Genomic DNA, 25,411 nt, shown 5'->3' on the forward strand with positions numbered 1-25,411 from the left:
GCAATGCCTGCTTTGCGACTCACTTAGTGAGCAAAATCACAGCCTGATGCATGTCTGGGCCACGTTGTTCCGGGAAAGGGCCGCACTAGCCTGGTGCTTTACACATCGCGGTTTTCTGTCAACCCGCGCCCTGCGGGCGCCCCGAGCCACCGAGGTCCACACGGCCGATGAAGACCACCATGCTGTTCCGTCCGATCGCGAACCCGCGCCGCACCACCCTCGCGCACCTCAAGGACGCCGCTGAACTCGGGGTCCCCGCCGCGTCGGGCACCGAAGCCGCTACGACCGCCGAGCAGGCCGTCGCCGAGCCCCTGCCGCAGGTCACCGCGAACCCGCGCCGCACCGTCCTGCACGAGCTGCCCACCGCCTGATCGGCGCGTATGGGCCCGGCCACTAAGCTGGGCCCATGCGTATCGCGAGGTTCTCGATCGACGGCAATGTCGCCTTTGGGGCTGTCGAAGCGGCCGAAGGCACCGACGGCGGCGAAGGCGACGGCGGAACAGCCGGCCACGACGGCCTCGTCATCAACATCATGAAGGGCATCCCCTTCGCGGACTTCGAGCTGTCCGGTACGCGGGTCCCGCTCGACAAGGTGCGGCTGCTGCCGCCCGTGCTGCCGAACAAGGTTGTCGCCATCGGCCGCAACTACGCGGACCACGCGAAGGAGTTGGGCCACGAGGTGCCGACGGCGCCCTGGGCCTTCTTCAAGCCCTCCACCTCCGTGATCGGCCACGGCGACCCGATCGTGTACCCCTCCTTCTCGCAGGAGGTGCACCACGAGGCCGAACTGGCCGTCGTCATCAGCCGGTTGTGCCGCGAGGTGCCGCGCGAGCGGGTCCGCGACGTCATCCTCGGCTACACCTGCGCCAACGACGTGACGGCCCGCGACACCCAGCGCACCGAGAAGCAGTGGGCGCGCGCCAAGGGCTTCGACTCCTCCTGCCCGCTCGGCCCCTGGATCGAGACCGACCTCGACCCCTCCGACCTCGCCATCACCGCGACGGTCAACGGCGAGCTGCGCCAGGCGGGCCGCACCGCCCAGATGATCAACTCGATCGAGGACCTGATCGTCAACATCACCGAGGCGATGACGCTGCTCCCCGGTGACGTGCTGCTCACCGGCACCCCCGCGGGCGTCGGCCCGATCCGGCCGGGTGACGAGGTCTCCGTGACGGTCGAGGGCATCGGCACCCTGACCAACAAGGTCGTCGCGCGGGGCTGACCCGCTTCGTACCCTGGGCGTTATGCCGATACGAGCGGTTCTCTGGGACATCGACGACACGATCTTCGACTACGCGAGCGCCGACCGCGTCGGCCTGCGGGCCCATCTGGCCGTCGAGGGGCTGCCGGACGGGTGCGAGAGCGTGGACGCCGCCGCGCTGCGCTGGGCCGAGCTGACCGAGCTCCACTGGGCGCGGTTCTCGGCGGGGGAGTGCGATTTCGAGGCGCAGCGCAGGGACCGCGTGCGCGACTTCCTGGGGCTGCCGCTGACGGACGCGGAGTCCGAGGAGTGGTTCGACCGCCACCGCACGCACTACGAGGCCGCCTGGTCGCTCTTCCCCGACGCCGTACCCGCCCTGGACGGCCTCACCCCTCACTACCGGCACGCGGTGCTGTCCAACTCCGCCTTTGTCGTACAGGACCGCAAGCTGCGGGCGCTGGGCGTACGGGACCGCTTCGAGGTGCTGCTGTGCGCCGCGGAGCTGGGGGTCTCCAAGCCCGCCGCCGCGGCCTTCCACGCGGCCTGCGAGGCGCTGTCCCTGGAGCCGCACGAGGTCGCGTACGTGGGCAACGAGCCGGACATCGACGCCCGCGGCGCGGCCGACGCGGGCCTGGTCGGCATCTGGCTGGACCGCCACGACCTCGGCTCCCGTCCCGACCTCACCCGTATCACCGGTCTCGCCGAGCTTGCTGACCTGCTGCGCGGCGATACTCGTTTTGGAGCGGTGTCCCGCATCGGGTAATGTTCTTCCTGCGCCGCCCGAGAGGGCCGAAAGGTCCGGCAGGGGGGCGTGATCCAAGCACAATCCCGCAAGGGGTTGCGTTTTGATGGGGTATGGTGTAATTGGCAACACGGCTGATTCTGGTTCAGTTGTTCTAGGTTCGAGTCCTGGTACCCCAGCGCATAGTTCAGTGCATTGCAGTGCGAGCCCCCGTTGTGTAGCGGCCTAGCACGCCGCCCTCTCAAGGCGGTAGCGCCGGTTCGAATCCGGTCGGGGGTACAGATCCTTCCCGCGTGATCACCTGGGTCGCACCCGTTGGTCATGATGCAGGATCGCTAGGGCCCCCGTTGTGTAGCGGCCTAGCACGCCGCCCTCTCAAGGCGGTAGCGCCGGTTCGAATCCGGTCGGGGGTACGCAAGCAGAGAAGTAACGGTACGGCCGAGGTCCTCACTCAGGTGGGGGCCTTTTTCATTTCCGGCCGCCGTTCTCGGCCGTCGTCCTCTCCCGCGGGTCCAACCGCCGTACCGGGCAGGGGCGTTCGCACACCGGCGGCCCCTGCCGAGGACGGTTCAGCCGCTGCGGCGCAGCGCCTCGCTCAGCCGGGCCGCGGCGTCGATGACGGCCTGCGCGTGCATCCGGCCCGGGTGCCGGGTCAGCCGCTCGATCGGTCCCGAGACGGAGACGGCGGCGACCACGCGGTTGGAGGGGCCGCGGACCGGCGCCGACACCGAGGCGACACCGGGCTCCCGCTCGCCGATCGACTGCGACCAGCCGCGGCGGCGTACGCCCGACAGCGCGGTGGCGGTGAAGCGCGCGCCCTGGAGGCCGCGGTGCAGCCGCTCGGGCTCCTCCCAGGCCATCAGGACCTGTGCGGCGGACCCGGCCTTCATCGGGAGCGTGGAGCCGACCGGCACGGTGTCCCGCAGGCCGGAAAGGCGCTCCGCCGCGGCCACGCAGATGCGCATGTCGCCCTGACGGCGGTAGAGCTGGGCACTTTCTCCCGTGACGTCCCGCAGGTGGGTCAGGACCGGGCCCGCCGTCGCCAGCAGCCGGTCCTCGCCCGCGGCGGCGGCCAGCTCCGACAGCCGCGGTCCCAGGATGAAGCGGCCCTGCATGTCGCGGGCCACCATGCGGTGGTGTTCGAGCGCGACCGCCAGGCGGTGCGCGGTGGGGCGGGCCAGGCCCGTGGCGCCGACGAGGCCGGCCAGGGTGGCCGGTCCCGACTCCAGTGCGCTGAGCACCAGAGCCGCCTTGTCGAGAACGCCGACGCCGCTAGAATTGTCCATGCAACGATATTCGCGTCTCACACTGTGAAACGCAAGCTCAATTTTCCAGGGAAGCCGTCAGGCTGGGGGCACAGGGCAGGACCGCCGTGCTCCCGCGGAGACACCAGGGGAACCGACGGCGTCCGGCATACACGTGCACCACACACGAGTTGGCCCGCGAGGGTGCGGGCCGGAGGGACAGCGATGGGTAGGACACTCGCGGAAAAAGTCTGGGACGACCATGTCGTCCGCCGCGTCGAGGGCGAGCCCGATCTGCTCTTCATCGATCTTCACCTGCTCCACGAGGTGACCAGCCCCCAGGCGTTCGACGGGCTGCGGATGAACGGCCGACCGGTGCGGCGTACCGACCTCACCATCGCCACCGAGGACCACAACACCCCCACCCTCGACATCGACAAGCCCATCGCCGACCCGGTCTCCCGCACCCAGCTCGAAACGCTGCGCAAGAACTGCGCGGAGTTCGGCGTACGGCTGCACCCGCTGGGCGACGTCGAGCAGGGCGTCGTCCACGTGGTGGGCCCGCAACTCGGGCTGACGCAGCCGGGCACCACGGTGGTCTGCGGCGACTCGCACACCTCCACGCACGGCGCCTTCGGCGCGCTGGCGTTCGGCATCGGCACCTCCCAGGTCGAGCACGTGCTGGCCACCCAGACGCTGCCGCTCGCGCCGTTCAGGACGATGGCGATCACCGTGGACGGCGAACTGCCGCCCGGCGTCACCGCCAAGGACCTGATCCTCGCCGTGATCACGCAGATCGGCACCGGCGGCGGCCAGGGTTATGTCATCGAATACCGCGGCTCCGCCATCGAGAAGCTGTCGATGGAATCGCGGATGACCGTCTGCAACATGTCGATCGAGGCGGGCGCGCGGGCCGGCATGATCGCCCCCGACCAGACCACGTTCGACTACCTGGAAGGGCGCGTGCACGCCCCCAAGGGCGCGGACTGGGACGCGGCGGTGGCGTACTGGAAGACGCTGCGCACCGACGACGACGCGGTCTTCGACCACGAGGTGCGGATCGACGCCGCCACCCTGGCGCCGTTCGTCACCTGGGGCACCAACCCCGGCCAGGGCGCTCCGCTGAGCGCGGCCGTGCCGGACCCGGCGTCCTTCGCCGACCCCGGCGACCGGCTCTCCGCCGAGAAGGCGCTGGAGTACATGGGCCTGTCCGCGGGCCAGCCGCTGCGCGAGGTCGCCGTGGACACCGTCTTCGTCGGCTCCTGCACCAACGGCCGGATCGAGGACCTGCGGGCCGCCGCGTCGGTCGTCGAGGGCCGCAAGGTGGCCGACGGCGTCCGCATGCTGGTCGTGCCGGGCTCCGTACGGGTCGCGTTGCAGGCCGTCGAGGAGGGCCTGGACAAGGTGTTCACCGCCGCCGGCGCCGAATGGCGGCACGCGGGTTGCTCGATGTGCCTGGGTATGAACCCGGACCAACTCGCCCCCGGCGAGCGCTCCGCGTCCACCTCGAACCGCAACTTCGAGGGACGGCAGGGCAAGGGCGGCCGTACGCACCTGGTCTCCCCGCAGGTGGCCGCCGCCACCGCGGTGCTCGGCCACCTCGCCTCGCCCGCCGACCTGTCCGACGCCCCTGTCCTGACGGAGGTCTGAGCCCCCATGGAAGCCTTCACCACGCACACCGGCCGGGCCGTACCGCTGCGCCGCGGCAATGTGGACACCGACCAGATCATCCCCGCGCACTGGCTGAAGAAGGTCACGCGCAACGGATTCGAGGACGGGCTGTTCGAAGCCTGGCGCAAGGACGAGAACTTCGTCCTCAACGCCCCCGAGCGGCAGGGCGCCACCGTGCTCGTCGCCGGACCCGACTTCGGCACCGGTTCGTCGCGCGAACACGCGGTCTGGGCCTTGCAGAACTACGGCTTCAAGACCGTGATCTCGTCCCGCTTCGCGGACATCTTCCGCGGCAATTCGCTGAAGAACGGCCTGCTCACGGTCGTATTGCCGCAGGAGACGGTGGAATCGCTCTGGAAGCTGGTCGAGGCCGACCCGCAGGCCGAGATCACCGTCGACCTGGTGGCCCGCGAGGTGCGCGCCGAGGGCCCCGGTGTGTCGCTGACCGAGGCGTTCGAGCTGGACGACAACGCCCGCTGGCGGCTGCTGGAAGGGCTGGACGACATCAGCCTGACCCTCGCCAACGAGGCCGACATCTCGGCGTTCGAAGCCGGCCGGCCGTCCTTCAAGCCGAGCACCGTGCAGGTCTGACCGACCCGTTCGGCCCCGTTCGGCCCCAAGAAGCGCCCTCTGCCCGTCCGCAGAGGGCGCTTCTGCGTGTCCGGGCGATGTCTGGGCCGGTCCCGAAGTGCCCGTGGGGGCGGCCCAGGAGGGTCCCTCCGGGCGGTCCAGGAGTGTCCGGAAAACGGCCCGGAACACCCGGTTGGCCCTGTCGCTCCCGACAACTCGCCGCAGATGGCACAATCGACGCATGGAACGCGACGGCCAACTCCAGCTCTACGGGGTTCTCGCCGCGCGTCTGAAGCAGGCGCATCTGCGCGTCGCGAATCCCGAAGTCCCTGATGGGACACGGCGGGAGTTGAGTCGCCGGCTGCTCGCGGTGACCGCTGTGGCGAAGCACGATCTCGCCGACGCGGCACGGCGCCTGGACGTGTTAACGGCTGAGTTGGACGACCTCGGAATCCCGGATCGCTGATCCCGTAGAGCACCGAGTTCGTTGCGGCACAAGGGTGATTCGCCCGTTTCGTATTTGATTTGCGGTATATATCCGCCTAGCGTGCGAAAAAGCCCGCACTCATTCGCCGGGCAAGTTTCCGAAGGGGAAGACGTGAACAAGGCGCAGCTCGTAGAAGCGATTGCCGACAAGGTAGGTGGCCGCCAGGCCGCCGCGGACGCGGTTGACGCGGTTCTCGACGCGATCGTCCGTGCGACGGTCTCGGGCGACCGGGTCTCGGTCACCGGTTTCGGTTCGTTCGAGAAGGTGGAGCGTCCGGCCCGTTACGCCCGCAACCCCCAGACCGGGGAGCGGGTCCGGGTCAAGAAGACCTCGGTGCCGCGGTTCCGCGCGGGTCAGGGCTTCAAGGACCTGGTCAGCGGCACCAAGAAGCTCCCGAAGAACGATGTCGCGGTGAAGAAGGCGCCCAAGGGCAGCCTCAGCGGCGGTGCTTCCACCACCACCAAGACCACCACCAAGAAGGCGGCGGCCAAGAAGGCCACCGCGGCCAAGAAGACGGTCGCGAAGAAGACCGCCACCAAGAAGACCGCCGCGGCCAAGACCACGGCGGCCAAGAAGACCACCGCCAAGAAGGCCACGGCCAAGAAGACCACCGCCAAGAAGGCGGCGGCCAAGAAGGCCCCGGCCAAGAAGGCCGCCGCGAAGAAGGCCCCGGCCAAGCGCGCGACCGCCCGCAAGACCGCCGCCAAGCGGAGCGCCACCAGGTAGTAGTCCGTCCCACGGACCGCGACGGGCCGGGTTCCCCCAGGGGAGCCCGGCCCGCGCTCGTTTTTTCTGCGGCCTTCCCCCCGGACTCCGTCCGGGGGTGCCCCCATGGGCGGCTTGGACCCGCCTTCGGCTCGCCGGCTACCGGCGAACCGCCCTGCGTCAGGGAGCCCCTTCGCTACACCTTCGGTCCCATCGGGTCCGGGAAGGTCTGGAGGGTGATGAAGACCACCCGGCGGGTGTCGGCGGAGCCGTCGGTGCGGATGCGGACGCGCTGGCCGGGGCGCAGGAGGCGCAGGCCGCCCGCGTCGAAGGCGGCGGCGTCGAAGGGCAGCGGCGTCCCGTCGTCGAGGAGCACGCTGCCGCCGCGGGTCTCGGGGTCGTAGGTGAACGCGGTTGCCTGCATGGGCCGCAGCCTAGTGCCCGGCCCGGGGGAGACCGCCGGTCACGGCACGGGTGCCCGGCCTGGCCGGTGGTTCAGTCCGCGATCAGCAGCCCGGCGGCGGCCAGCGCCGTACGCTCGCCGACGCCCAGGGCCAGGGCCGCGCGCAGGTCGTCGCCGGTGTCCACGTCCTGCCGCACCGACGGCACCCGCCGCAGGGCGATCTCGCGGGCCCCGGTGGCCAGGTGGCGGGCGCGGGAGGCGCCGCCGAAGGCGGGGGAGAGGGCCGAACCGCGCGGAGCGGCGAGCAAGGTTGTCCCCACACCGGCCGCGTCGGCCAGAAAAGCCCGCTCCTGGCCGCCCGCCGCCTCCCGGAGCACCAACGCCAGCTCAGCGGGCCGCAAGGCCGGGAGATCGCCGTTCAGCGCCGCGACCGCCGCGTACGGATCGCGGGCCCGCACCCGGTCCGCCCCGTACCGCAGCGCGGCGTTCAGCCCCGCCGCCGGGGCGTCGGGCACCACGAAGGCTCCCAGGGCGGCCAGCTCCGCCCCGGCCCGCTCGTCGTCCGTGACCACGGTCACGTCGGCCACCTCGGCGCAGGCCAGCGCCGCCGCGACCGTGTCCAGCGCGAACGCCAGGGCCAGCGCGGGCCGCACCGCACCGGCCGCCGTGGCCAACCGGCTCTTGGCCACGGCCAGCGGCTTCAGCGGCACGACAAGGGACCACTTCCAGGTCACATCTATCGCCACCGCACCATTGTGCGGCCTTCCCCAGGCGCCCCACGGGCCGCCGGGCCCTGGCGTTAACGTGTCCATAGCCGCAGACTTGTGCGGCTGCCGCACGGGTGGTGCTGCACGAGCCTGTACGAGCGCAGCGTCACAGCAACGAAGAGGAGTCCTGGTGTCCCGCCGCAGAATCGGTTTCTGGTACCGCCTGGCGGCCGTCATCGCGAAACCGCCGCTCATTGTGCTGTTCAAGCGGGACTGGCACGGAATGGAGCACATTCCGGCCGACGGCGGTTTCATCACGGCGGTGAACCACAACTCGTACCTGGACCCGCTGTCGTACGCGCATTTCCAGTACAACACCGGCCGCGTCCCCCGCTTCCTGGCCAAGGCGGGGCTCTTCAAACCCTTCTTCGTCGGCACGATGCTGCGCGGCACCGGCCAGATCCCCGTCTTCCGCGAGACCACCGACGCCGCGAACGCCTTCCGCGCCGCCGTCGACGCCATCAACTCCGGCGAGTGCGTCGCCTTCTACCCCGAAGGCACCCTCACCCGTGACCCCGACATGTGGCCGATGGTCTCCAAGACCGGCGTCGCCCGCGTCGCGCTGCTCACCAAGGCGCCAGTGATCCCCGTCGCCCAGTGGGGCGCCAACGAGGCCGTGCCGCCGTACGCCAGGAGCAAGCGCGTACGCCTGCTGCCGCGCAAGACGCTGCGGGTCCTCGCGGGCGAACCCGTCGACCTGACCGCGTTCTACGGCCAGGACCCCACCCCCGACGTGCTGCGCGCCGTCACCGAGACCATCATGCTCGCGGTCACCGCGCTGCTCGCCGAGGTACGCCGGGAACCCGCGCCCGCCGGTCTCTACGACCCGCGCAAGGCACGGGAGGGCGCATGACGGTCCGCTGCGCCGTCTACGGCACCGGCTCCTGGGGCACCGCCTTCTCGATGATCCTCGCCGACGCCGGGTGCGAGGTGGCGCTCTGGGGCCGCCGCCCCGAGCTGACCGCGGCGATCAACGCCGAGCGCAGGAACCCCGAATACCTCCCCGACCTCGAACTGCCCGCCGCCGTCACCGCCACCGCGGACCCCGCGGAAGCCGCCGCCGACGCCGAATTCGTCGTCCTGTGCGTCCCGTCCCAGACGCTGCGCGCCAACCTCGCCGACTGGGCACCGCTGCTGCGCCCCGACGCGGTCCTGGTCAGCCTGATGAAGGGCGTCGAACTGGGCACCGCCAAGCTGATGAGCGAGGTGATCGAGGAGGTCGCCAAGGCCGGACCCGACCGCGTCGCCGTCCTGTCGGGCCCCAACCTCGCCCCGGAGATCGCCGCCAGGCAGCCCGCCGCCGCCGTCGTCGCCAGCCGCGACGAAGCGGTCGCCCGCCGCTTCCAGGCCGCCTGCCACACCGGCTACTTCCGCCCGTACACCAACACCGACGTCGTCGGCGTCGAACTGGGCGGCGCCGTCAAGAACGTCATCGGCCTCGCGGTCGGCATCGCCGACGGCATGGGCCTGGGCGACAACACCAAGGCGTCCCTGATCACCCGCGGCCTGGCCGAGACCGCCAGGCTCGGCATGGCGATGGGCGCCGACGCGCACACCTTCGCCGGCCTCGCGGGCATGGGCGACCTGGTCGCCACCTGCTCCTCACCGCTGTCGCGCAACCACACCTTCGGCATGAACCTCGGCCGGGGCATGACCCTGGCAGAGACCATCGCCGTCACCAGCCAGACGGCCGAGGGCGTCAAGTCCTGCGAGTCCGTGGCCGATCTGGCCCGCAGGCACGGCGTCGACATGCCGCTGACGGACACCGTGGTCGACATCGTGCACAACGGGAAACCGCCCGTCGTGGCCGTACAGGAGTTGATGTCACGCTCCGCCAAGCCGGAACGGTAGGGTCATCGCGACATGAGCAACCTTGCATCCCACGACAGCTCCCAGAGCCCTGACCGGCGCGAATCCGGCCCGGACCGGACCGCGGACCCGTACGCGGACCGGCGCGTGGTAGGCCACGCGAGCGAGAACTACCCGCGCAAGCCGCGGGTCGCGGTCGTCTTCGGCGGACGCAGTTCCGAGCACGGCGTCTCGGTGGTCACCGCGGCCAGCGTGCTCAGCGCCATCGACCGCGACAAGTACGACGTCCTGCCCATCGGCATCACCTCCGAGGGCCGCTGGGCACTGACCGCGGACGCCCCCGAGCGGATGGCCATCGCCGACCGCCGGATGCCGACCGTCGAACAGGTCACCGACCACGAGGGCGCCGTCATGCTCCCGGTCGACCCGGCCAACCGCGAGGTCGTCTACACCGAAGCGGGCGCCGTCCCCAAGGCGCTCGGCGAGGTCGACGTCGTCTTCCCCATGCTGCACGGCCCGTACGGCGAGGACGGCACCCTCCAGGGGCTGCTCGAACTCTCCGGCGTCCCGTACGTCGGCGCAGGCGTGCTCGCCTCCGCCGTCGGCATGGACAAGGAGTACATGAAGCGCGTCTTCACCTCCTTCGGCCTGGCCGTCGGCCCCTACACCGTCATCCGTCCCCGCGAATGGGAACGCGACAGCGACGCCGTACGCCGCAAGGTCACCGACTTCGCCGCCGAGCACGGCTGGCCGCTGTTCGTGAAGCCCGCCCGCGCCGGATCGTCCTTCGGCATCACCAAGGTCGAAGGCCCGGAAGGGCTCGACGCGGCCATCACCGAGGCCCGGCGGCACGACCCCAAGGTCATCGTCGAAGCGCTGCTGCGCGGACGCGAGATCGAGTGCGGCGTCCTGGAGTTCGAGGACGGCCCGCGCGCCTCCGTACCGGCCGAGATCCCGCCGGTCACCAGCCACGCGTTCTACGACTTCGAGGCGAAGTACATCGACTCCGCCGAGGGAATCGTTCCTGCGCCGCTCACCGAGGAGCAGACCGCCGAGGTACGGCGGCTCGCCGTCGAGGCGTTCGAGGCCGCGTCCTGCGAAGGCCTGGTCCGCGCCGACTTCTTCCTGCTGGACAGCGGGGAGTTCGTCATCAACGAGATCAACACGATGCCGGGCTTCACCCCGATCTCGATGTACCCGCGGATGTGGCAGGAGACGGGCGTCGACTACCGGCAACTGGTCGACCTGCTCATCCAGGCGGCGCTGCGCCGCTCGACCGGCCTGCGCTAGCACGCCGGGGCCGCGCCTGTGCGCGGCCTTCAGACGGACAGCCGAACCCCGAGGGGGTCAGACCCCCTCGGGGATCGTGCGCTTGATCGCGTCCGCGAGATCCGTCAGCGGACTGATGTCATGGGCGAAACGCTTCGGCAGAGCCACCTCGACATACGCCTTGCGCAGCGTCGTCGTCATCAGCACCCCACCGTCGGCTCCCTGCTCCACCGACCAGGAGACGCCGTCCACCTCGGCGCCGTAAGTGGAGGGGTCCGCGTCGGCGGCCGGCCGCGGGACACCGCAGCGCAACACGATCGGCGGATTGCCCCACCCGGCTGTCAGTTCCGATTTCGGCTTGAGATCATGCCGGGAGAGACCGTCGACCTTCGCGGGCAGATCGCCGTACAGCGCGTGACAGTATCCGGCGACACGTGCGTCAGGAACCGGTACGGCGATCGCTTCGTCCGTACCGGACGTGAACGCGTAGACCGCCGCCGCAGAAAGGCACGCGACGGCGGACACGGCGGTCAGTACGACTCGGCGATACAGCATCACCGGTGAGCATAGTGGGGGCTAGATATGGACGACGGGGCAGGTCAACGTTCGAGTGATGCCGTCCGCCTGCTGGACTTTGGCGACCACCATGCGGCCGAGATCATCGACCGTGTCTGCTTGGGCCCTGACGATGACGTCATAAGGACCGGTGACGTCCTCGGCCTGAATGACTCCTTCGATCTTGGAGATCACCTCCGCTACTGCCGAGGCTTTGCCGACCTCGGTCTGGATCAGGATGTACGCCTGTACCACGGAACCTCCAGGGCGGCTTCGAGGATCATGTGGGAAGGGGGACGCCACGTTATCGCGTCGTCGCGCACAGCGGGGAGACCCGCGCGGTACCTGACCCCCGTATTGACGGGTCTCACGCCCGTATTGACGGGAAACACGCAGCAGAACCGGCTCAGGCCGCGACTCGAGGGGACGTTGGGATGAAGGGGACTGTGGGCGAGTTGGGCGAGTTCGGGCTCATCAGGGAGTTGACCTCCCGGCTCACCACCACACCCGCGGTGAAAATCGGACCGGGTGACGACGCGGCCGTGGTCGCCGCGCCCGACCGCCGGGTGGTCGCCACCACGGACGTCCTCATCGAGGGCCGCCACTTCCGCCGCGACTGGTCCACCGCCTACGACGTGGGCCGCAAGGCCGCCGCGCAGAACCTCGCCGACATCGCCGCCATGGGCGCCTTCCCCACCGCCGTGCTGCTCGGCCTCGTCGTCCCCGCCGAACTCCCCGCCACCTGGGCCGTCGAACTGATGGACGGCATCCGCGACGAGTGCCAGGTCGCGGGGGCCGCCGTGGTCGGCGGCGACGTCGTACGCGGCGACACCATCACGGTGGCCGTCACCGCGCTCGGCGACCTCCGCAGCCGTGAGGCCATCACTCGTTCGGGTGCCCGTGCGGGCGACATCATCGCCGTCACCGGCTGGCTCGGCTGGTCGGCCGCCGGACTCGCCGTGCTCTCCCGCGGCTTCCGCTCCCCGCGCGCCTTCGTGGAGGCCCACCGCCGCCCGGAACCGCCGTACCACGCGGGCCCCGCGGCGGCCGAACTCGGCGCCACCGCCATGACCGACGTCAGCGACGGCCTGGTCGCCGACCTCGGCCACATCGCCGCCGCCAGCGGCGTCGACATCGACCTGCGCTCCGCCGACATCGACGTACCCGCCCAGATGTCCGACATCGGGCAGGCCGTGGGCGTCGACCCGCTGCACTGGGTGCTCACCGGCGGCGAGGACCACGCGATCGTCGCCGCCTTCCCCCGCGATGTGAAGCTGCCCGCCCGCTGGCGGGTCATCGGGGCCGTCAGCGCCCCCGGGGGCCGCACCCCGCAGGTCACCGTGGACGGCGCGCCCTGGGACAAGGCGGGCGGCTGGGACCACTTCGGGGACGAGGAGTGACCCTCCCGCACCCCGGCCTCCCGAACCCCGGCCTCCCGCGCCCCGCCGTCCCAGCCCCCGACCTCGCGCGCCCCGCGCTTGGACGGGCCGCCCCCGCCCGGGTGCTCACCGTCGCCGGATCCGACTCCGGCGGCGGCGCGGGCATCCAGGCCGACCTCAAGACGATGCTCGCCCTCGGCGTGCACGGCATGAGCGTGCTCACCGCCGTCACCGCGCAGAATTCGCTGGGCGTGCACGGCGTCTGGGACCTGCCGGAGGCGGCCGTACGCGCCCAGTTCCACGCGGTCGTCGGCGACATCGGGGTGGCGGCGGTCAAGACCGGCATGCTCTCCTCGGCGGCCCTCACCGAAACCGTCGCCGGTCTCCTCGCCGCACTGGACGGCCGCGTCCCCGTCGTCGTCGACCCGGTCGGGATCTCCAAGCACGGCGACGCGCTGCTCGCCGCGGAAGCCGTCGAGACCGTACGCACCCGGCTGCTGCCGCTCGCCACCGTCGCCACCCCCAACCTGGACGAGGTCACCCAGCTCACCGGCCGTACCGTCCACGACGAGGCCGGCATGCGGGCCGCCGCCGACGCCGTACTCGCCCACGGGCCGCGCTGGGTCCTGGTCAAGGGCGGCCACCTCGCCGAAAGCCGCTCGGCCGAGGCCGTCGACCTGCTCACCGACGGCGCCGCCGAGCACTGGTACCGCGCCCCGCGGCTCGACAACCGGCACACCCACGGGACGGGCTGCACCCTGGCCAGCGCGATCGCCTGCCACCTCGCCCTCGGCCGCGACGTGCCGGACGCCGTCGGACGAGCGAAGACGTACGTGACCGGCGCCATCGCGGCGGGCTTCCCGCTCGGCGCCGGGACCGGCCCCGTCGACCACGGCTGGCGCACGCGCTGAGCCGTCATCCCAGCCGCACGGGCACCCGTACAACGCACGAAAACCGGCCCACCCTGAGGTGGACCGGCATTCGAGTAGCCGCTAAGGCTGCGCTGCTACGACGTGATGTACGACGACGCGTCAGCGCGAGACCGGGTTACCTCCGCTTGCGCGGAGAAGGTTCGGCCGCTCGCCAGCTAGCGCGAGACCTTACCGGCCTTGATGCACGAGGTGCAGACATTGAGGCGCTTCGGCGTCCGCCCGACCACTGCACGCACGCGCTGGATGTTGGGGTTCCAACGACGCGGGGTACGGCGGTGCGAGTGGGAGATGCTGTTGCCGAAGCCCGGCCCCTTGCCGCAGACGTCGCAGTTGGCAGCCACGGGTCACTCCAAAGACTTCAGATGCACTTACGATGAAAAGCCTGAGAGAGCCCCAGGCAACCGGAGCAGCATACAACGACCGCTCCCGTACAACGAAACTACCATGGTCCGCGGGCGCCCAGATCCGGACGCCCGCCCCGGTGACCGGGGTCACCACCAGGCCGTTTCCGTGCGGTCACGGGCGGTCCCTTCGCCGCCCGGACCGCTCGCGACCGCCCCGAAAGGGCCTAGGCTCGCCTGGCAGTGCCCGATATCCCGGTGTTCCGCAGGAGGACCTGTTGCCGCCCTCGCTCGACGCTTCCGCGGTGCTCGCCTGGTGCCGCCTCTCGCTCCAGGCACTGGGCAGGGCCCGCGAGGAGATCGACGCGATCAACGTCTATCCCGTCGCGGACGGGGACACCGGCACCAATCTGTACCTGACGTTCGAGTCCGCCGCGCAGGCCGTGGAAGCGGTCTTCGACGCGCACGCGACGGCCGCCGCCCCCGCGACCCGGCCCACCCTCCCCGACGTGCTCCGCGCCATGTCGCACGGCGCCCTCATCGGCGCCCGGGGCAATTCCGGCACGATCCTCGCCCAGCTCCTGCGCGGCATGAACGAGGCGGTCGCCTCGCCGGCCGACGCCCCTGAGCGGATCGGGGCCGCCGAACTGCGGCGGGCCCTGCGGATCGCCGCGGAATCGGCGTACGACGCGGTCGCCCGGCCGGTCGAGGGCACGATGCTCACGGTGGCCGTCGGCGCGGCCGACGCCGCGGAGGCCGCCGCGGGCGGCGTCGACGAGGTCGTACGGGCCGCGTACGCCGGAGCGCGCGCCGCGCTGGCCGCCACCCCGGGACAGCTCGGCGTGCTGCGCCGCGCGGGCGTGGTCGACGCGGGCGGCCTCGGCCTGGTCGCCGTGCTCGGCGCGCTGGCCGACGCCGTGACCGGCGACGCCCCCGAACAGCCCCTGGCCGGAACGGACTTCCGCGCCGGGCACACCGTCCCGGTCGAGGACGAGGACCTGTGCCCCGACGACGCGGTCCCCGACGGCCCCGCCTTCGAGGTGATCTTCCTGCTGGAGGCCGCCGACTCCGCCGTCACCCTGCTGCGGGCCCGGCTCGACGCGCTCGGCGACTCCCTCGTCGTCGTCGGCGGCGACGGGCTCTTCCATGTGCACGTCCACGTGAACGACGTCGGCGCCGCCATTGAGGCGGGCATCGAGGCCGGCCGCCCGTACCGCATCCGCGTCACCCACTTCGCCGACCAGACCAGGCCGCGCACCGAACCCGCGCACCGCGCCGTCGTCGCCGTCGTCCGCGGCGACGGCCTGTCGGAACTGTGCGCCCGCGCCGGGGCCACCGTCGTCGCCGTCCGCCCCGGCGAACAGCCCGCAAGCGGCGAGATCGCCGCCGCCATCCGCCGCGCCCACGCCCTGGAGGTCATCCTGCTGCCCAACGACCGCGACCTGCGGCACGCGGCGGGCGCCGCAGCGGAACAGGCCCGCGCCGACGGCGTCCGGGTCGCCCTCATCCCCACCCGCTCGGCCGTCCAGGGCCTGGCCGCCCTGGCCGTCCACGAGCCCTCCCGGCGCTTCGACGAGGACGTCGTCGCCATGACCTCCGCCGCCGGAGCCACCCGCTACGCCGAACTCGCCGTCGCCGAGCACCGGTCCTGGACCTCGGCCGGCATCTGCCAGGCCGGCGACATCCTCGGCCTCATCGACGGCGACGTCTCCGTCATCGGCACCACGCTCGCCGGTACCGCCACCGCCGTCCTGGACCGCATGCTCGCCGCCGGCGGCGAACTCGTCACCCTCATCCCGGGACCCGACGCCCCCGCCGACCTCACCGCCCACATCGAGTCCCACGTCCGCGAGGCCCACCTGGCGGTGGACACCGTGACCTACGAGGGCGGCCAGGGCACCTGCCCCCTCCTGGTGGGCGTCGAGTAACCCGCCCCCCGCAGACCGCCGCGCGGACCTGCCCGAGGGGGATTTGTCGGTGGGGTGCGCCAAGATAGATCCCGATGTCGAACCCCATGGACGATCCGCTGCGGAAAATCGTCGGTGACCGTACCGCGAAGGTGCTCGCCGACCACCTCGGGCTGCACACCGCCGGTGACCTGCTGCATCACTATCCGCGCCGGTACGCCGAGCGCGGGGAGCTGACGCGGCTGGCGGATCTGCCGGTGGACGAGTACGTCACGGTGGTGGCGCAGATCGCGAAGGCGGACAAGCGGACGTACGGCCGCGGGTCCGGGGTGCGGCTCGAAGTCGTGGTGACCGACGGCAGCGGTTCGCTGACCCTGGTGTTCTTCAGCAAGGCGGCGCACGCGCACGCCCACCGGCTGATCCCGGGGCGGCGGGGGATGTTCTCGGGGAAGGTCTCGGTCTTCAACCGGACGCGCCAACTGGCCCACCCGGACTACCAGTTGCTGGACGCGGACGAGGGAGCGGAGAAGGACGCGCTGGACGCGTTCGCGAACCGGCTGATCCCGCTGTATCCGGCGTGCAAGCAGATCACCTCGTGGCGGATCGGGCAGGCGGTGGACACCGCGCTCAACTCGCTGACGGCGATCGGCTGGGAGGGCGTGGGGGAGCCGCTGCCCGCCGCGCTGCGCGAGGCGCGCGGGCTCGCGCCGCTGCCGGAGGCTCTGGAGCGGATCCACCGGCCGCGGACGAAGGCGGACATCGCGGCGGCCAGGGACCGGCTGAAGTGGGACGAGGCGTTCGTGCTCCAGGTGGCGCTGGCCCGCCGCAGGGCGGCGGACTCCGCGCTGCCCGCGGTGCCGCGGCGGCCGGGCCAGGACGGGCTGCTGACGGCGTTCGACGCGAAGCTGCCGTTCACGCTGACCGACGGCCAGCGGAGGGTGTCGGGCGAGATCTTCGAGGACCTGGCGGCCGAGCACCCGATGCACCGGCTGCTCCAGGGCGAGGTCGGCTCGGGCAAGACGATGGTGGCGCTGCGGGCGATGCTCGGGGTGGTGGACGCGGGCGGCCAGGCGGCGATGCTCGCGCCGACCGAGGTACTGGCCCAGCAGCACCACCGCTCCGTCACCGAGATGATGGGCGAACTGGCCGAGTCCTCGGGCATGCTGGGCGGCTCGGACCTCGGGACGAAGGTTGTGCTGCTGACCGGTTCCATGGGGACGCCCGCGCGGCGGCAGGCGCTGCTCGACCTGGTGACGGGCGAGGCCGGGATCGTGATCGGCACGCACGCGCTGATCGAGGACAAGGTGAAGTTCCACGACCTGGGCCTGGTCGTGGTCGACGAACAGCACCGCTTCGGCGTGGAGCAGCGGGACGCGCTGCGCGCCAAGGCCGCCCAGCCGCCGCACCTGCTGGTGATGACGGCCACCCCGATCCCGCGCACCGTCGCCATGACGGTCTTCGGCGACCTGGAGACGTCCGTACTGGACCAACTGCCCGCCGGGCGCTCGCCGATCGCCACCCATGTCGTACCGGCGGCCGAGAAGCCGCACTTCCTCAGCCGGGCCTGGGAGCGGGTACGGGAGGAGGTCGAGGGCGGGCACCAGGCGTACGTGGTGTGCCCGCGGATCGGCGACGAGGAGGAGGGCAAGGGGAGCGGCAAGGCCAAGGCGGCCAAGAAGGACAAGGAGCCGGGGCCCGACGACGACGAGCGCAGGCCGCCGCTGGCGGTGCTGGACGTCGCCGAGCAGATCGCCCAAGGGGCCCTGCGCGGGCTGCGCGTCGAAGTGCTGCACGGCCGGATGCAGCCGGACGCCAAGGACGACGTGATGCGCCGCTTCACCGCGGGCGAGGTGGACGTCCTGGTCGCCACCACGGTCATCGAGGTCGGGGTGAACGTGCCGAACGCCACCGCGATGGTGATCATGGACGCCGACCGCTTCGGCGTCTCGCAACTCCACCAGCTGCGCGGCCGGGTCGGCCGCGGCTCCGCGCCCGGCCTGTGCCTGCTGGTCTCCGAGGCGCCCGAGGCGACCCCGGCCCGGATGCGCCTGGACGCCGTGGCCGGGACGCTGGACGGCTTCGAACTCTCCGAGATCGACCTCCAGCAGCGCCGCGAGGGCGACGTCCTCGGCCAGGCCCAGTCCGGCAGCCGCTCCTCCCTGCGGGTGCTCACCGTCATGGACGACCGCGACGTCATCGAGGCCGCCCGCGAGGAGGCCACCGCGGTCGTGACCGCCGATCCCGAACTCACCGCGCACCCCGATCTCCGCAGCGCCCTGGACAGCCTGCTGGACGCGGACCGCGAGGAGTATCTGGAGAAGGGGTAGCCGGGCCCGGGCCCGTATCGTGGGGCGCGTCGGACCAGGTCCCCGCACCGGAAGTGAGTTCCATGACCCGCGTGATCGCCGGCGCCGCCGGGGGGCGGCGCCTCGCCGTACCGCCGGGCGACGGCACCAGGCCGACGTCCGACCGCGCCAAGGAGGGGCTGTTCTCCACCCTTCAGTCGCTGCGCGGCACGCTGGAGGGAGCTAGCGTGCTCGACCTCTACGCGGGCTCCGGCGCGGTCGGCCTCGAAGCGCTCTCCCGCGGCGCCGAACACGTCCTGCTGGCCGAGGCCGAGCCGCGGGCGGCGCGGGTGATCAGGGAGAACGTGGCGGCGCTGAAACTGCCCGGCGCCGAGGTGCGCTCGGGACGCGCGGAGAAGATCGTCGCGGGACCGGCGCCGCGGCCGTACGACGTGGTCTTCCTCGACCCGCCGTACGACGTCGAGGACGGCGAACTGCGGGAGATCCTGCTCACACTCCTGGCCAATGACTGGCTGACGGAGGAAGCGCTGGTCACCGTGGAGCGCAGGACCCGGGGCGGCGAATTCGGCTGGCCCCCGGGTTTCACGGGCCTGCGGTCCCGGCGGTACGGGGAAGCGACGCTTTGGTACGGTCGCGCCGCCCGGGTTACCGCCGGGTCATGAGCCCGCGGAGTCGGCATGAACCCGCACCATGAGCCGTAGCACCCGCCGTACGGAGAGCGAGGAACCACTCTTGCGCCGCGCCGTCTGTCCGGGGTCCTTCGACCCCATCACCAACGGACACCTCGACATCATCGCCCGCGCCTCACGGCTGTACGACACCGTGTACGTCGCCGTGATGATCAACCAGTCCAAGCAGGGCCTGTTCACCATCGAGGAGCGCATCGCGCTGATCGAGGAGGTCACGGGCGACCTGGGCAACGTCAAGGTCGAGTCGTTCCACGGCCTGCTGGTGGACTTCTGCAAGCAGCGCGAGATCCCGGCCATCGTGAAGGGCCTGCGCGCGGTCAGCGACTTCGACTACGAGTTGCAGATGGCCCAGATGAACATCGGCCTCACCGGTGTCGAGACCCTCTTCGTCCCCACCAACCCCGCCTACAGCTTCCTGTCCTCGAGTCTGGTCAAGGAAGTCGCCCAATGGGGCGGCGACATCTCCCACTTGGTGCCGTCCGTCGTCCTCGACGCGCTCAAGCCCAAACTCCGACAGCGCTAGGCTCTCCCCCGTGGACGTCCAGAAGAAGCTCGATGAGATCGCGGCCACCGTGGCTAACGCCCGGTCGATGCCGATGTCGGCCTCCTGCGTGGTGAACCGGGCCGAGCTGCTCGCCATGCTCGACGAGGTCGCCGCCGCGCTTCCCGACTCCCTCTCCCAGGCGCAGGCGCTGCTCGGCGACCGGGAGACGATGGTCGGGGAGGCCCGAGCCGAAGCCCAGCGGATCATCGAATCGGCACACGCCGAACGCGGATCGCTGGTCTCCGACACCCAGGTGGCCCGCCAGTCGCAGGACGAGGCGGAGCGGATCGTCGCCGAGGCGCGCCGCGAGGCCGCCGAGATCCGCGCCGAGGCCGACGACTACGTCGACAGCAAGCTCGCCAACTTCGAAGTGGTCCTCACCAAGACCATCGGCTCGGTCGACCGCGGCCGGGAGAAGCTGCTCGGCCACGACCCCAACGGCTACGAGCAGGGCTACGACCAGGCCGAGGAGGACGCGGACGCCCCCGAGCGCAGCGCCGACCCGGAGACCCTGCGCCGCCGCGCCGACGAGTACGTGGACGCCAAGCTGGGCGCCTTCGAGGCCGTCCTGAGCAAGACCCTGGAGGCCGTCGGCCGCGGGCGTCTGAAGCTCACCGGCCACAATCCGATCGACGACCTCGCCGCGCAGATGGCCGCGCAGGACGCCGCGGACGGCGAGCACGGCGGGCAGCGGCAGAGCGACGCCGACTACATGGCGGGCCTGGCCGCGCCCACCGCCCCCGAACAGGCCGACCTGGCGCAGTACGGCTACGACCCGGCCCCGCAGCAGGCCGCCGCCGCGGCGGCTACCGGCTACGGCTATCCGCAGCAGGACACCGCGTACCAGCAGGGCGGCTACCAGGGCGACGGCGGCTACCAGCCCGAGTACCAGCAGGCCGCCGCCGACTCCGGCGCTTACGTCGACTACGGCACCCAGGCCCAGGACCCGTACGGCCAGCAGCAGCCCGCGTACCAGCAGGACCCGTCCGGCTACGGCTACGACCAGCAGCAGTACGACCAGCAGATCCCGTACCAGCAGCAGGGCTATCCGCAGCAGCAGCCGCAGGGGCAGCAGCCCGCGGCGCTGGACGAGACCAGCTTCTTCGACACCGGACTGATCGACCTCAACCGGCTGAGAGAGCTGGAGCAGGGCCGCTGAGGACGCCCGCGGGAGCCTGCCGGCGGCCCCGGACAGGCTCCGTTTGGGTGCGGGCGGGGTGGTCCAGTATCCTGTCACTTCCAGCCGTGTGAATTCCCGGCGCTTTGGCCTGCCCGCCCGCAAGGGTCGCCCGCGAGGGCCGCGGGGCAGGCCGTACCGATGAAAGCAGGAAGCCCTGAACACCCGCCTCGACCACCGCAACCCACTCGTGTTCGACACACACGAGCTGGGTCGGCGTCCTGGTGCGATGAGGAAGGTCTCCCGCTCGGTGCCGGCCCCCAAGGACCTCGGCCTCGTCGATGTCATCGGGGTGCCGGAGGGTGCCACGGTCGAGCTGGAGCTCCGCCTGGAGTCGGTCATGGAGGGTGTGCTGGTCACCGGCACCGCCCATGCACCGGTCACGGGGGAGTGCGTAAGGTGTCTGGAGCCCGTCGAGCGTGAGCTGGACGCGGAATTCCAGGAGATGTTCTCCTACCCCGACGCCGACACCAGGACCGCCCGCAAGGACGAAGCCGGTGACGACGCCGAGGACGAGGACGCGCTGGAACTCGAGGACGATCTCTTCGACCTCGAACCCGTACTGCGCGACGCGGTGGTGCTCGCACTGCCGTTGCAGCCGGTGTGCCGGGAGGACTGCGAAGGGCTGTGCTCCGAATGCGGAGTTCGCCTCGCGGACGACCCGGACCACCACCACGAGGTCACCGACATCCGGTGGGCGGCCTTGAAGGATCTCAACCAGAGTTTCGGTACCGAACATGGTGCCGACGAGAACCAGGAGAAGTAGCCGTGGCTGTTCCGAAGCGGAAGATGTCGCGCAGCAACACGCGCCACCGCCGTTCGCAGTGGAAGGCTGCGCCCGTGAGCCTGGTGGCGTGCGAGCGCTGCCACGAGCCGAAGCTCCAGCACATCGCGTGCCCGAGCTGCGGCACGTACAACCGCCGTCAGGTCATCGACGTCTGATCGGCAGGTGACAGGCTCCATGTCAGACGCCTCAGCGCCACAGTCGGCCACGGCGGACAAAGCCTCGTCCCCCACGCTTCTGGAAGGGCGGCTCGGGTACACCCTCGAGCCCGCCCTTCTGGTGCGTGCGCTGACCCACCGCTCGTACGCGTACGAGAACGGCGGGCTGCCCACCAACGAGCGGCTGGAGTTCCTCGGGGACTCCGTGCTCGGCCTGGTGGTCACCGACACCCTCTACCGCACCCACCCCGACCTGCCCGAGGGCCAACTGGCCAAGCTGCGGGCCGCGGTGGTCAACTCGCGTGCCCTGGCGGGCGTGAGCCGCGGGCTCGACCTCGGCGCGTTCATCCGCCTGGGCCGGGGCGAAGAGGGCACCGGCGGCCGGGACAAGGCATCCATCCTCGCGGACACCCTGGAGGCCGTCATCGGCGCGGTCTATCTCGACCAGGGGCTCGATGCGGCCTCCGAGCTGGTGCACCGGCTCTTCGACCCGCTCATCGAGCAGTCCTCCAACCTCGGTGCGGGACTGGACTGGAAGACCAGCCTCCAGGAACTCACCGCAGCCGAAGGGCTCGGCGTTCCCGAGTACGTGGTCACCGAATCAGGACCCGACCACGAGAAGACCTTCACGGCTGCCGCCCGCGTCAGTGGCGTCGAGTACGGCACCGGCACCGGCCGCAGCAAGAAGGAAGCCGAGCAGCAGGCGGCGGAGTCCGCCTGGCGCTCCATCCGCGAAGCCGCCGCCTCAGCGGCGAGCTGAGCCCCGAAGGGGCGCGGGGAACCGCGCGATCAAGGTCACCACCGGCCCCGGCGGGGCAGACCGGTTGTCTCCCGACCACCGGCCGTGGGGGGCCTGTCGCGCGGTTCCCCGCGCCATGGCGGGGCACACGCACCCGCGTGGAACATGAGGGGACGTCATGCCGGAGCTGCCGGAGGTGGAAGTCGTCCGGCGCGGACTCTCGCGCTGGGTCTCGGGCCGCACCGTCGAGACGGCCACCGTTTTCCATCCGCGGGCCGTACGGCGGCACTTGGCCGGGCCCGAGGACTTCGCGGCGCGGCTCAAGGGCGCGGCGATGGGCGAGGCGCACCGCAGGGGCAAGTATCTGTGGCTGCCGGTCACCGAGGACCTGTCGCTGATGGCCCACCTGGGGATGAGCGGTCAGCTCCTGGTGCAGCCCGAAACCGCGGCGGCCGAGACCCACCTGCGAATCCGTATCCGTTTCCAGGACACCCTCGGCACCGAACTGCGCTTCGTCGACCAGCGCACCTTCGGCGGGCTGTCCGTGCACGAGGCGGTGCCGGGCGCGGCGGACGGCCTCCCGGCGGTCCTGGCGCACATCGCGCGCGACCCGCTGGACGACTCCTTCGACGAGGACGCCTTCCACACGGCGCTGCGCCGCAAGCGCACCACGATCAAGCGGGCGCTGCTCGACCAGTCGCTGATCAGCGGGGTCGGCAACATCTACGCCGACGAGGCGCTGTGGCGCACGCGGCTGCACTACGAGCGGCCGACGGCGTCGATGACCAGGCCGCGTACGGCGGAGCTGGTCACGCACATCCGCGAGGTGATGGGCGACGCGCTCGCCGCGGGCGGCACCAGCTTCGACAGCCTGTACGTCAATGTGAACGGTGAATCGGGCTACTTCGACCGGTCGCTGGACGCGTACGGCCGTGAGGACGAGCCGTGCCGCCGCTGCGGCACACCGATCAGGCGCCGGCCGTGGATGAACAGGTCGAGCTACTTCTGCCCGCGCTGTCAGCCGGTGCCGCGCTCCGCGTCGTAGCGCTCGCGCGCGGCCAGCACCTCCGGCATCCGGCCCTCGACCAGCGCGATCAGCGACAGCAGGCGCGCGGCGGTCTCCCGGCCGAGCGGGGTGAGCCGGTATTCGACGTGCGGCGGATTCGTCGGCCGCGCGTCCCTGACGACCAGGCCGTCGCGCTCCAGCGCGTGCAGCGTCTGCGACAGCATCTTCTCGCTGACCCCGTCCACACGGCGGCGCAGCGCGTTGAACCGCAGCGTGTCCTCGTAGAGCGCGCCCAGCGTCAGGCTGCCCCACCGCCCGGTGACGTGCTCCAGCGTCCCGCGCGACGGGCAGGACCGCGCGAAGACGTCGAAGGCGAGCCTGCCGTCGTCCTTCACTGTGGCCGCGGCGCACTCCGCCGTCCGGTCGCTGTCTGTCATACGCCCAGCGTACCCCCGCACAGCGCGCACTCCAGGGGTGCGCGATCCGCCGGTTAGCGCCCTGGTCAGGGCGGCTCCGGCTCCAGCGGCTCCCACGGCTCTACAGGCCGCGACGGCTCCAGCGGCCTCAGAAGCCGAAGTCCTGGGTCCACCAGGGGCCGCCGCTGCCGTAGTGGATGCCGACGCCGAGGGTCTTGTAGTCGCAGTTGAGGATGTTGGCGCGGTGGCCGGGGCTGTTCATCCAGGCGTCCATGACGGCCTGGGCGGTGGCCTGGCCGCGGGCGATGTTCTCGCCGCCGAGGTTGGTGATGCCCAGCGCCTTGGCGCGGTCCCACGGGGTCTTGCCGTCGGGGTCGGTGTGGTCGAAGAAGCCGCGGGCGGCCATGTCCTCGCTGAACGCCTGGGCGAGACCGTCGAGGGAGGAACTGGCGGTGAGCGGCGAGCAGCCCGCGCTCGCCCGCTGGGTGTTGACCAGGGAGAGGATCGCCGCGCGGGCCGCCGTGACGGCGTCGGTGGAGGCCGGGGCGGCGGTCGTGGGCGGCTGGGTGCGGGCCGCGGTGGTGGTCGGCACCGGGGTGGTGGGCGCGGCCGTCGTACGGGTCGGCGTGGGGGCGGCGGCCGGGCTGGTGGCCGTACGGGACGGCGTCGCCGTGTTCGACCGCATCGTGCCCGGCTTCGACGGCGTACCGGAGGACGGGGTGCCGGGGGAGCCGGTCTGCCCGGGGGTCGGCGCCGTGCTGTCGCCCAGCGGCGAGGGCATGTCGCTGCCGTCGCGCGACGGGTCCGCCGGGCCGTCGGCCTGCGTGTGGCCCGCGTCGCCCTGGCGGTAGTCGAGGCCGGAGGTGAGGCCGCTGAGCATCCCGGAGGACGCGGCGACCGCGCCCACGGCCATCGCGGCCGACGTGGCGAGCAGTCCGGTACGGACCGGGTGGTGCTTACGGCGCCCGCGGTGCGAGCGGGGTCCCGTCTCCGGCGCTGCCGGTTGCGCATGACGGCTGTGACGGCCCATCCTTCGCGCTCCTCTGGTCGGCTCGGTTCTGGCGGCCCGATTCGGCGGATTAACCCGAACGGGTGACCCCGTTGTCGGGTGACTGTAGCGAATGACGCCGCCCGCCGATGTGCTGCTGATCCAACTGGCGGGATAGCGTGCGGACATGAACGAAGATGTCCGGCTCACCGCGTGGGTGCGCGGCCGCGTCCAGGGCGTCGGCTTCCGGTGGTGGACCCGGGCCACCGCCCTGGAACTGGGCGGCCTCGTCGGCTACGCGGGCAATCTGGGCGACGGCCGGGTCCAGGTCGTGGCCGAGGGCACGCGCGGACAGTGCGAGCGGCTGCTGGAGTGGCTGCGCCGCGGGGACACGCCCGGACGGGTCGACGGAGTGACCGAGATCTGGGGCCGGCCGCGGGGCGGATACGAAGGTTTCGAGATCCGCTGAGCAATTTGGTTGCCATACGACGATCGCCGTGTCAGGCTGCCCCCATCGAGCATGATCCCTATGCCACGCGGGCAGCCCGCGGCGCCGTCAGCGCCGTGTTTTCTGAGGCGGACCCGACGACTGGGCTGTGATCGTGTTGACCGTCCCGTTATT

The 25,411-nt window shown here is 71.5% G+C and carries 30 protein-coding genes and 3 tRNA genes; 25 read left to right on the plus strand and 8 right to left on the minus strand.

Annotated elements, in window-relative coordinates:
* Window positions 1-167: 167 nt before the first annotated feature.
* The 6 genes from ACFZBB_RS17535 to ACFZBB_RS17560 all read left to right on the plus strand — a co-directional run bounded on the left by ACFZBB_RS17535 (window position 168) and on the right by ACFZBB_RS17560 (window position 2,356).
* Entirely contained in the window at window positions 168-371 is a 204-nt protein-coding gene (locus tag ACFZBB_RS17535; RefSeq protein WP_391123033.1) for a hypothetical protein, read from the plus strand.
* Between the two features lie 35 nt (window positions 372-406).
* Window positions 407-1,222, plus strand: a complete 816-nt coding sequence (locus tag ACFZBB_RS17540) for a fumarylacetoacetate hydrolase family protein (RefSeq protein WP_391123036.1) — start codon at window positions 407-409, stop codon at window positions 1,220-1,222.
* A 22-nt stretch (window positions 1,223-1,244) separates the two neighbouring features.
* Window positions 1,245-1,964 (plus strand): HAD-IA family hydrolase, encoded by a 720-nt coding sequence (locus ACFZBB_RS17545; RefSeq protein ID WP_391123039.1) that lies wholly within the window; start codon window positions 1,245-1,247, stop codon window positions 1,962-1,964.
* Window positions 1,965-2,050: 86 nt separating this feature from the next.
* Window positions 2,051-2,122 (plus strand) — tRNA-Gln (locus tag ACFZBB_RS17550).
* 27 nt (window positions 2,123-2,149) lie between these two features.
* Window positions 2,150-2,222 (plus strand) — tRNA-Glu (locus tag ACFZBB_RS17555).
* 61 nt (window positions 2,223-2,283) lie between these two features.
* Window positions 2,284-2,356: transfer RNA gene (locus ACFZBB_RS17560), tRNA-Glu, on the plus strand.
* A 156-nt stretch (window positions 2,357-2,512) separates the two neighbouring features.
* Here the strand turns inward: ACFZBB_RS17560 and ndgR are convergent.
* Complete coding sequence (ndgR, locus tag ACFZBB_RS17565) at window positions 2,513-3,229, minus strand: IclR family transcriptional regulator NdgR (RefSeq protein ID WP_188284974.1); 717 nt, start codon at window positions 3,227-3,229, stop codon at window positions 2,513-2,515.
* Window positions 3,230-3,412: 183 nt separating this feature from the next.
* Between ndgR and leuC the strand changes: the two genes are divergently transcribed.
* The 4 genes from leuC to ACFZBB_RS17585 all read left to right on the plus strand — a co-directional run bounded on the left by leuC (window position 3,413) and on the right by ACFZBB_RS17585 (window position 6,641).
* Window positions 3,413-4,837 carry a 3-isopropylmalate dehydratase large subunit gene (gene leuC / locus ACFZBB_RS17570; RefSeq protein WP_391123042.1) on the plus strand — a complete coding sequence of 475 codons (1,425 nt, stop codon included), beginning with the start codon at window positions 3,413-3,415 and terminating at the stop codon, window positions 4,835-4,837.
* Between the two features lie 6 nt (window positions 4,838-4,843).
* Window positions 4,844-5,449, plus strand: a complete 606-nt coding sequence (gene leuD / locus ACFZBB_RS17575; protein ID WP_355349427.1) for a 3-isopropylmalate dehydratase small subunit — start codon at window positions 4,844-4,846, stop codon at window positions 5,447-5,449.
* A gap of 220 nt (window positions 5,450-5,669) precedes the next feature.
* On the plus strand, window positions 5,670-5,894 hold the full coding sequence (locus tag ACFZBB_RS17580) for a hypothetical protein (RefSeq protein ID WP_188284977.1): 225 nt from the start codon (window positions 5,670-5,672) through the stop codon (window positions 5,892-5,894).
* A gap of 132 nt (window positions 5,895-6,026) precedes the next feature.
* A complete protein-coding gene (locus ACFZBB_RS17585; RefSeq protein WP_391123045.1) occupies window positions 6,027-6,641 on the plus strand; it encodes an HU family DNA-binding protein in 615 nt (204 codons plus the stop codon).
* Window positions 6,642-6,816: 175 nt separating this feature from the next.
* On the opposite strand, the gene ACFZBB_RS17590 is transcribed toward ACFZBB_RS17585, so the two are convergent.
* Window positions 6,817-7,044, minus strand: coding sequence for a hypothetical protein (locus tag ACFZBB_RS17590; RefSeq protein ID WP_391123048.1), 228 nt, complete (start codon window positions 7,042-7,044; stop codon window positions 6,817-6,819).
* A gap of 71 nt (window positions 7,045-7,115) precedes the next feature.
* On the minus strand, window positions 7,116-7,769 hold the full coding sequence (gene cofC / locus ACFZBB_RS17595) for a 2-phospho-L-lactate guanylyltransferase (protein ID WP_391123051.1): 654 nt from the start codon (window positions 7,767-7,769) through the stop codon (window positions 7,116-7,118).
* Between the two features lie 151 nt (window positions 7,770-7,920).
* On the opposite strand from cofC, the gene ACFZBB_RS17600 reads away from it, so the two are divergent.
* The 3 genes from ACFZBB_RS17600 to ACFZBB_RS17610 are packed head-to-tail and all read left to right on the plus strand — an operon-like array spanning window position 7,921 to window position 10,889.
* Entirely contained in the window at window positions 7,921-8,643 is a 723-nt protein-coding gene (locus ACFZBB_RS17600; protein ID WP_391123054.1) for a 1-acyl-sn-glycerol-3-phosphate acyltransferase, read from the plus strand.
* Complete coding sequence (locus ACFZBB_RS17605; protein ID WP_391123057.1) at window positions 8,640-9,641, plus strand: NAD(P)H-dependent glycerol-3-phosphate dehydrogenase; 1,002 nt, start codon at window positions 8,640-8,642, stop codon at window positions 9,639-9,641. Before ACFZBB_RS17600 ends, ACFZBB_RS17605 begins: the two co-directional genes overlap by 4 nt.
* Window positions 9,642-9,653: 12 nt before the next feature.
* Window positions 9,654-10,889 (plus strand): D-alanine--D-alanine ligase, encoded by a 1,236-nt coding sequence (locus ACFZBB_RS17610; protein WP_391123060.1) that lies wholly within the window; start codon window positions 9,654-9,656, stop codon window positions 10,887-10,889.
* 57 nt (window positions 10,890-10,946) lie between these two features.
* On the opposite strand, the gene ACFZBB_RS17615 is transcribed toward ACFZBB_RS17610, so the two are convergent.
* Together ACFZBB_RS17615 and ACFZBB_RS17620 are read right to left on the minus strand one after the other, a co-directional pair.
* Entirely contained in the window at window positions 10,947-11,393 is a 447-nt protein-coding gene (locus tag ACFZBB_RS17615) for a DUF3515 family protein (RefSeq protein WP_391123062.1), read from the minus strand.
* Between the two features lie 51 nt (window positions 11,394-11,444).
* Window positions 11,445-11,678, minus strand: coding sequence for an Lrp/AsnC family transcriptional regulator (locus ACFZBB_RS17620; protein ID WP_188284985.1), 234 nt, complete (start codon window positions 11,676-11,678; stop codon window positions 11,445-11,447).
* Between the two features lie 179 nt (window positions 11,679-11,857).
* Here ACFZBB_RS17620 and ACFZBB_RS17625 point away from each other — a divergent pair, with 179 nt between their 5' ends.
* Both ACFZBB_RS17625 and thiD read left to right on the plus strand, forming a co-directional pair.
* A complete protein-coding gene (locus ACFZBB_RS17625; protein ID WP_391050361.1) occupies window positions 11,858-12,823 on the plus strand; it encodes a thiamine-phosphate kinase in 966 nt (321 codons plus the stop codon).
* A 101-nt stretch (window positions 12,824-12,924) separates the two neighbouring features.
* Window positions 12,925-13,713: a bifunctional hydroxymethylpyrimidine kinase/phosphomethylpyrimidine kinase gene (thiD, locus tag ACFZBB_RS17630; RefSeq protein ID WP_391123236.1), complete on the plus strand. Its 789-nt coding sequence runs from the start codon at window positions 12,925-12,927 to the stop codon at window positions 13,711-13,713.
* Window positions 13,714-13,889: 176 nt separating this feature from the next.
* Here the strand turns inward: thiD and rpmB are convergent, their stop codons facing one another.
* On the minus strand, window positions 13,890-14,075 hold the full coding sequence (gene rpmB, locus ACFZBB_RS17635; RefSeq protein WP_028426177.1) for a 50S ribosomal protein L28: 186 nt from the start codon (window positions 14,073-14,075) through the stop codon (window positions 13,890-13,892).
* A gap of 278 nt (window positions 14,076-14,353) precedes the next feature.
* Between rpmB and ACFZBB_RS17640 the strand changes: the two genes are divergently transcribed.
* The 9 genes from ACFZBB_RS17640 to mutM all read left to right on the plus strand — a co-directional run bounded on the left by ACFZBB_RS17640 (window position 14,354) and on the right by mutM (window position 23,424).
* Complete coding sequence (locus tag ACFZBB_RS17640; RefSeq protein WP_391123065.1) at window positions 14,354-16,003, plus strand: DAK2 domain-containing protein; 1,650 nt, start codon at window positions 14,354-14,356, stop codon at window positions 16,001-16,003.
* A 74-nt stretch (window positions 16,004-16,077) separates the two neighbouring features.
* Complete coding sequence (gene recG / locus ACFZBB_RS17645; protein ID WP_391123068.1) at window positions 16,078-18,309, plus strand: ATP-dependent DNA helicase RecG; 2,232 nt, start codon at window positions 16,078-16,080, stop codon at window positions 18,307-18,309.
* A gap of 62 nt (window positions 18,310-18,371) precedes the next feature.
* Window positions 18,372-18,950: a 16S rRNA (guanine(966)-N(2))-methyltransferase RsmD gene (gene rsmD, locus ACFZBB_RS17650; RefSeq protein ID WP_391123073.1), complete on the plus strand. Its 579-nt coding sequence runs from the start codon at window positions 18,372-18,374 to the stop codon at window positions 18,948-18,950.
* A gap of 70 nt (window positions 18,951-19,020) precedes the next feature.
* On the plus strand, window positions 19,021-19,500 hold the full coding sequence (gene coaD, locus ACFZBB_RS17655; RefSeq protein WP_355349488.1) for a pantetheine-phosphate adenylyltransferase: 480 nt from the start codon (window positions 19,021-19,023) through the stop codon (window positions 19,498-19,500).
* Between the two features lie 10 nt (window positions 19,501-19,510).
* Complete coding sequence (locus ACFZBB_RS17660; protein WP_391123076.1) at window positions 19,511-20,680, plus strand: ATP synthase F0 subunit B; 1,170 nt, start codon at window positions 19,511-19,513, stop codon at window positions 20,678-20,680.
* Window positions 20,681-20,855: 175 nt separating this feature from the next.
* Window positions 20,856-21,464, plus strand: a complete 609-nt coding sequence (locus ACFZBB_RS17665; RefSeq protein ID WP_391123239.1) for a YceD family protein — start codon at window positions 20,856-20,858, stop codon at window positions 21,462-21,464.
* 2 nt (window positions 21,465-21,466) lie between these two features.
* Window positions 21,467-21,640 (plus strand): 50S ribosomal protein L32, encoded by a 174-nt coding sequence (gene rpmF, locus ACFZBB_RS17670; protein ID WP_188281855.1) that lies wholly within the window; start codon window positions 21,467-21,469, stop codon window positions 21,638-21,640.
* A 19-nt stretch (window positions 21,641-21,659) separates the two neighbouring features.
* Entirely contained in the window at window positions 21,660-22,400 is a 741-nt protein-coding gene (gene rnc / locus ACFZBB_RS17675; protein ID WP_391123079.1) for a ribonuclease III, read from the plus strand.
* Between the two features lie 157 nt (window positions 22,401-22,557).
* Window positions 22,558-23,424, plus strand: coding sequence for a bifunctional DNA-formamidopyrimidine glycosylase/DNA-(apurinic or apyrimidinic site) lyase (gene mutM, locus ACFZBB_RS17680; protein ID WP_391123082.1), 867 nt, complete (start codon window positions 22,558-22,560; stop codon window positions 23,422-23,424).
* On the opposite strand, the gene ACFZBB_RS17685 is transcribed toward mutM, so the two are convergent.
* Window positions 23,397-23,822: a winged helix-turn-helix transcriptional regulator gene (locus ACFZBB_RS17685; protein WP_391123085.1), complete on the minus strand. Its 426-nt coding sequence runs from the start codon at window positions 23,820-23,822 to the stop codon at window positions 23,397-23,399. The two genes, mutM and ACFZBB_RS17685, sit on opposite strands and share 28 nt — an antisense overlap.
* 127 nt (window positions 23,823-23,949) lie before the next feature.
* A complete protein-coding gene (locus tag ACFZBB_RS17690) occupies window positions 23,950-24,831 on the minus strand; it encodes a CAP domain-containing protein (RefSeq protein ID WP_391123088.1) in 882 nt (293 codons plus the stop codon).
* 145 nt (window positions 24,832-24,976) lie between these two features.
* On the opposite strand from ACFZBB_RS17690, the gene ACFZBB_RS17695 reads away from it, so the two are divergent.
* Entirely contained in the window at window positions 24,977-25,258 is a 282-nt protein-coding gene (locus ACFZBB_RS17695; RefSeq protein WP_391123091.1) for an acylphosphatase, read from the plus strand.
* Window positions 25,259-25,411 lie beyond the last annotated feature (153 nt).

The sequence above is a fragment of the Streptomyces sp. NPDC008139 genome, from assembly GCF_042957025.1.
GTDB lineage: Bacteria > Actinomycetota > Actinomycetes > Streptomycetales > Streptomycetaceae > Actinacidiphila.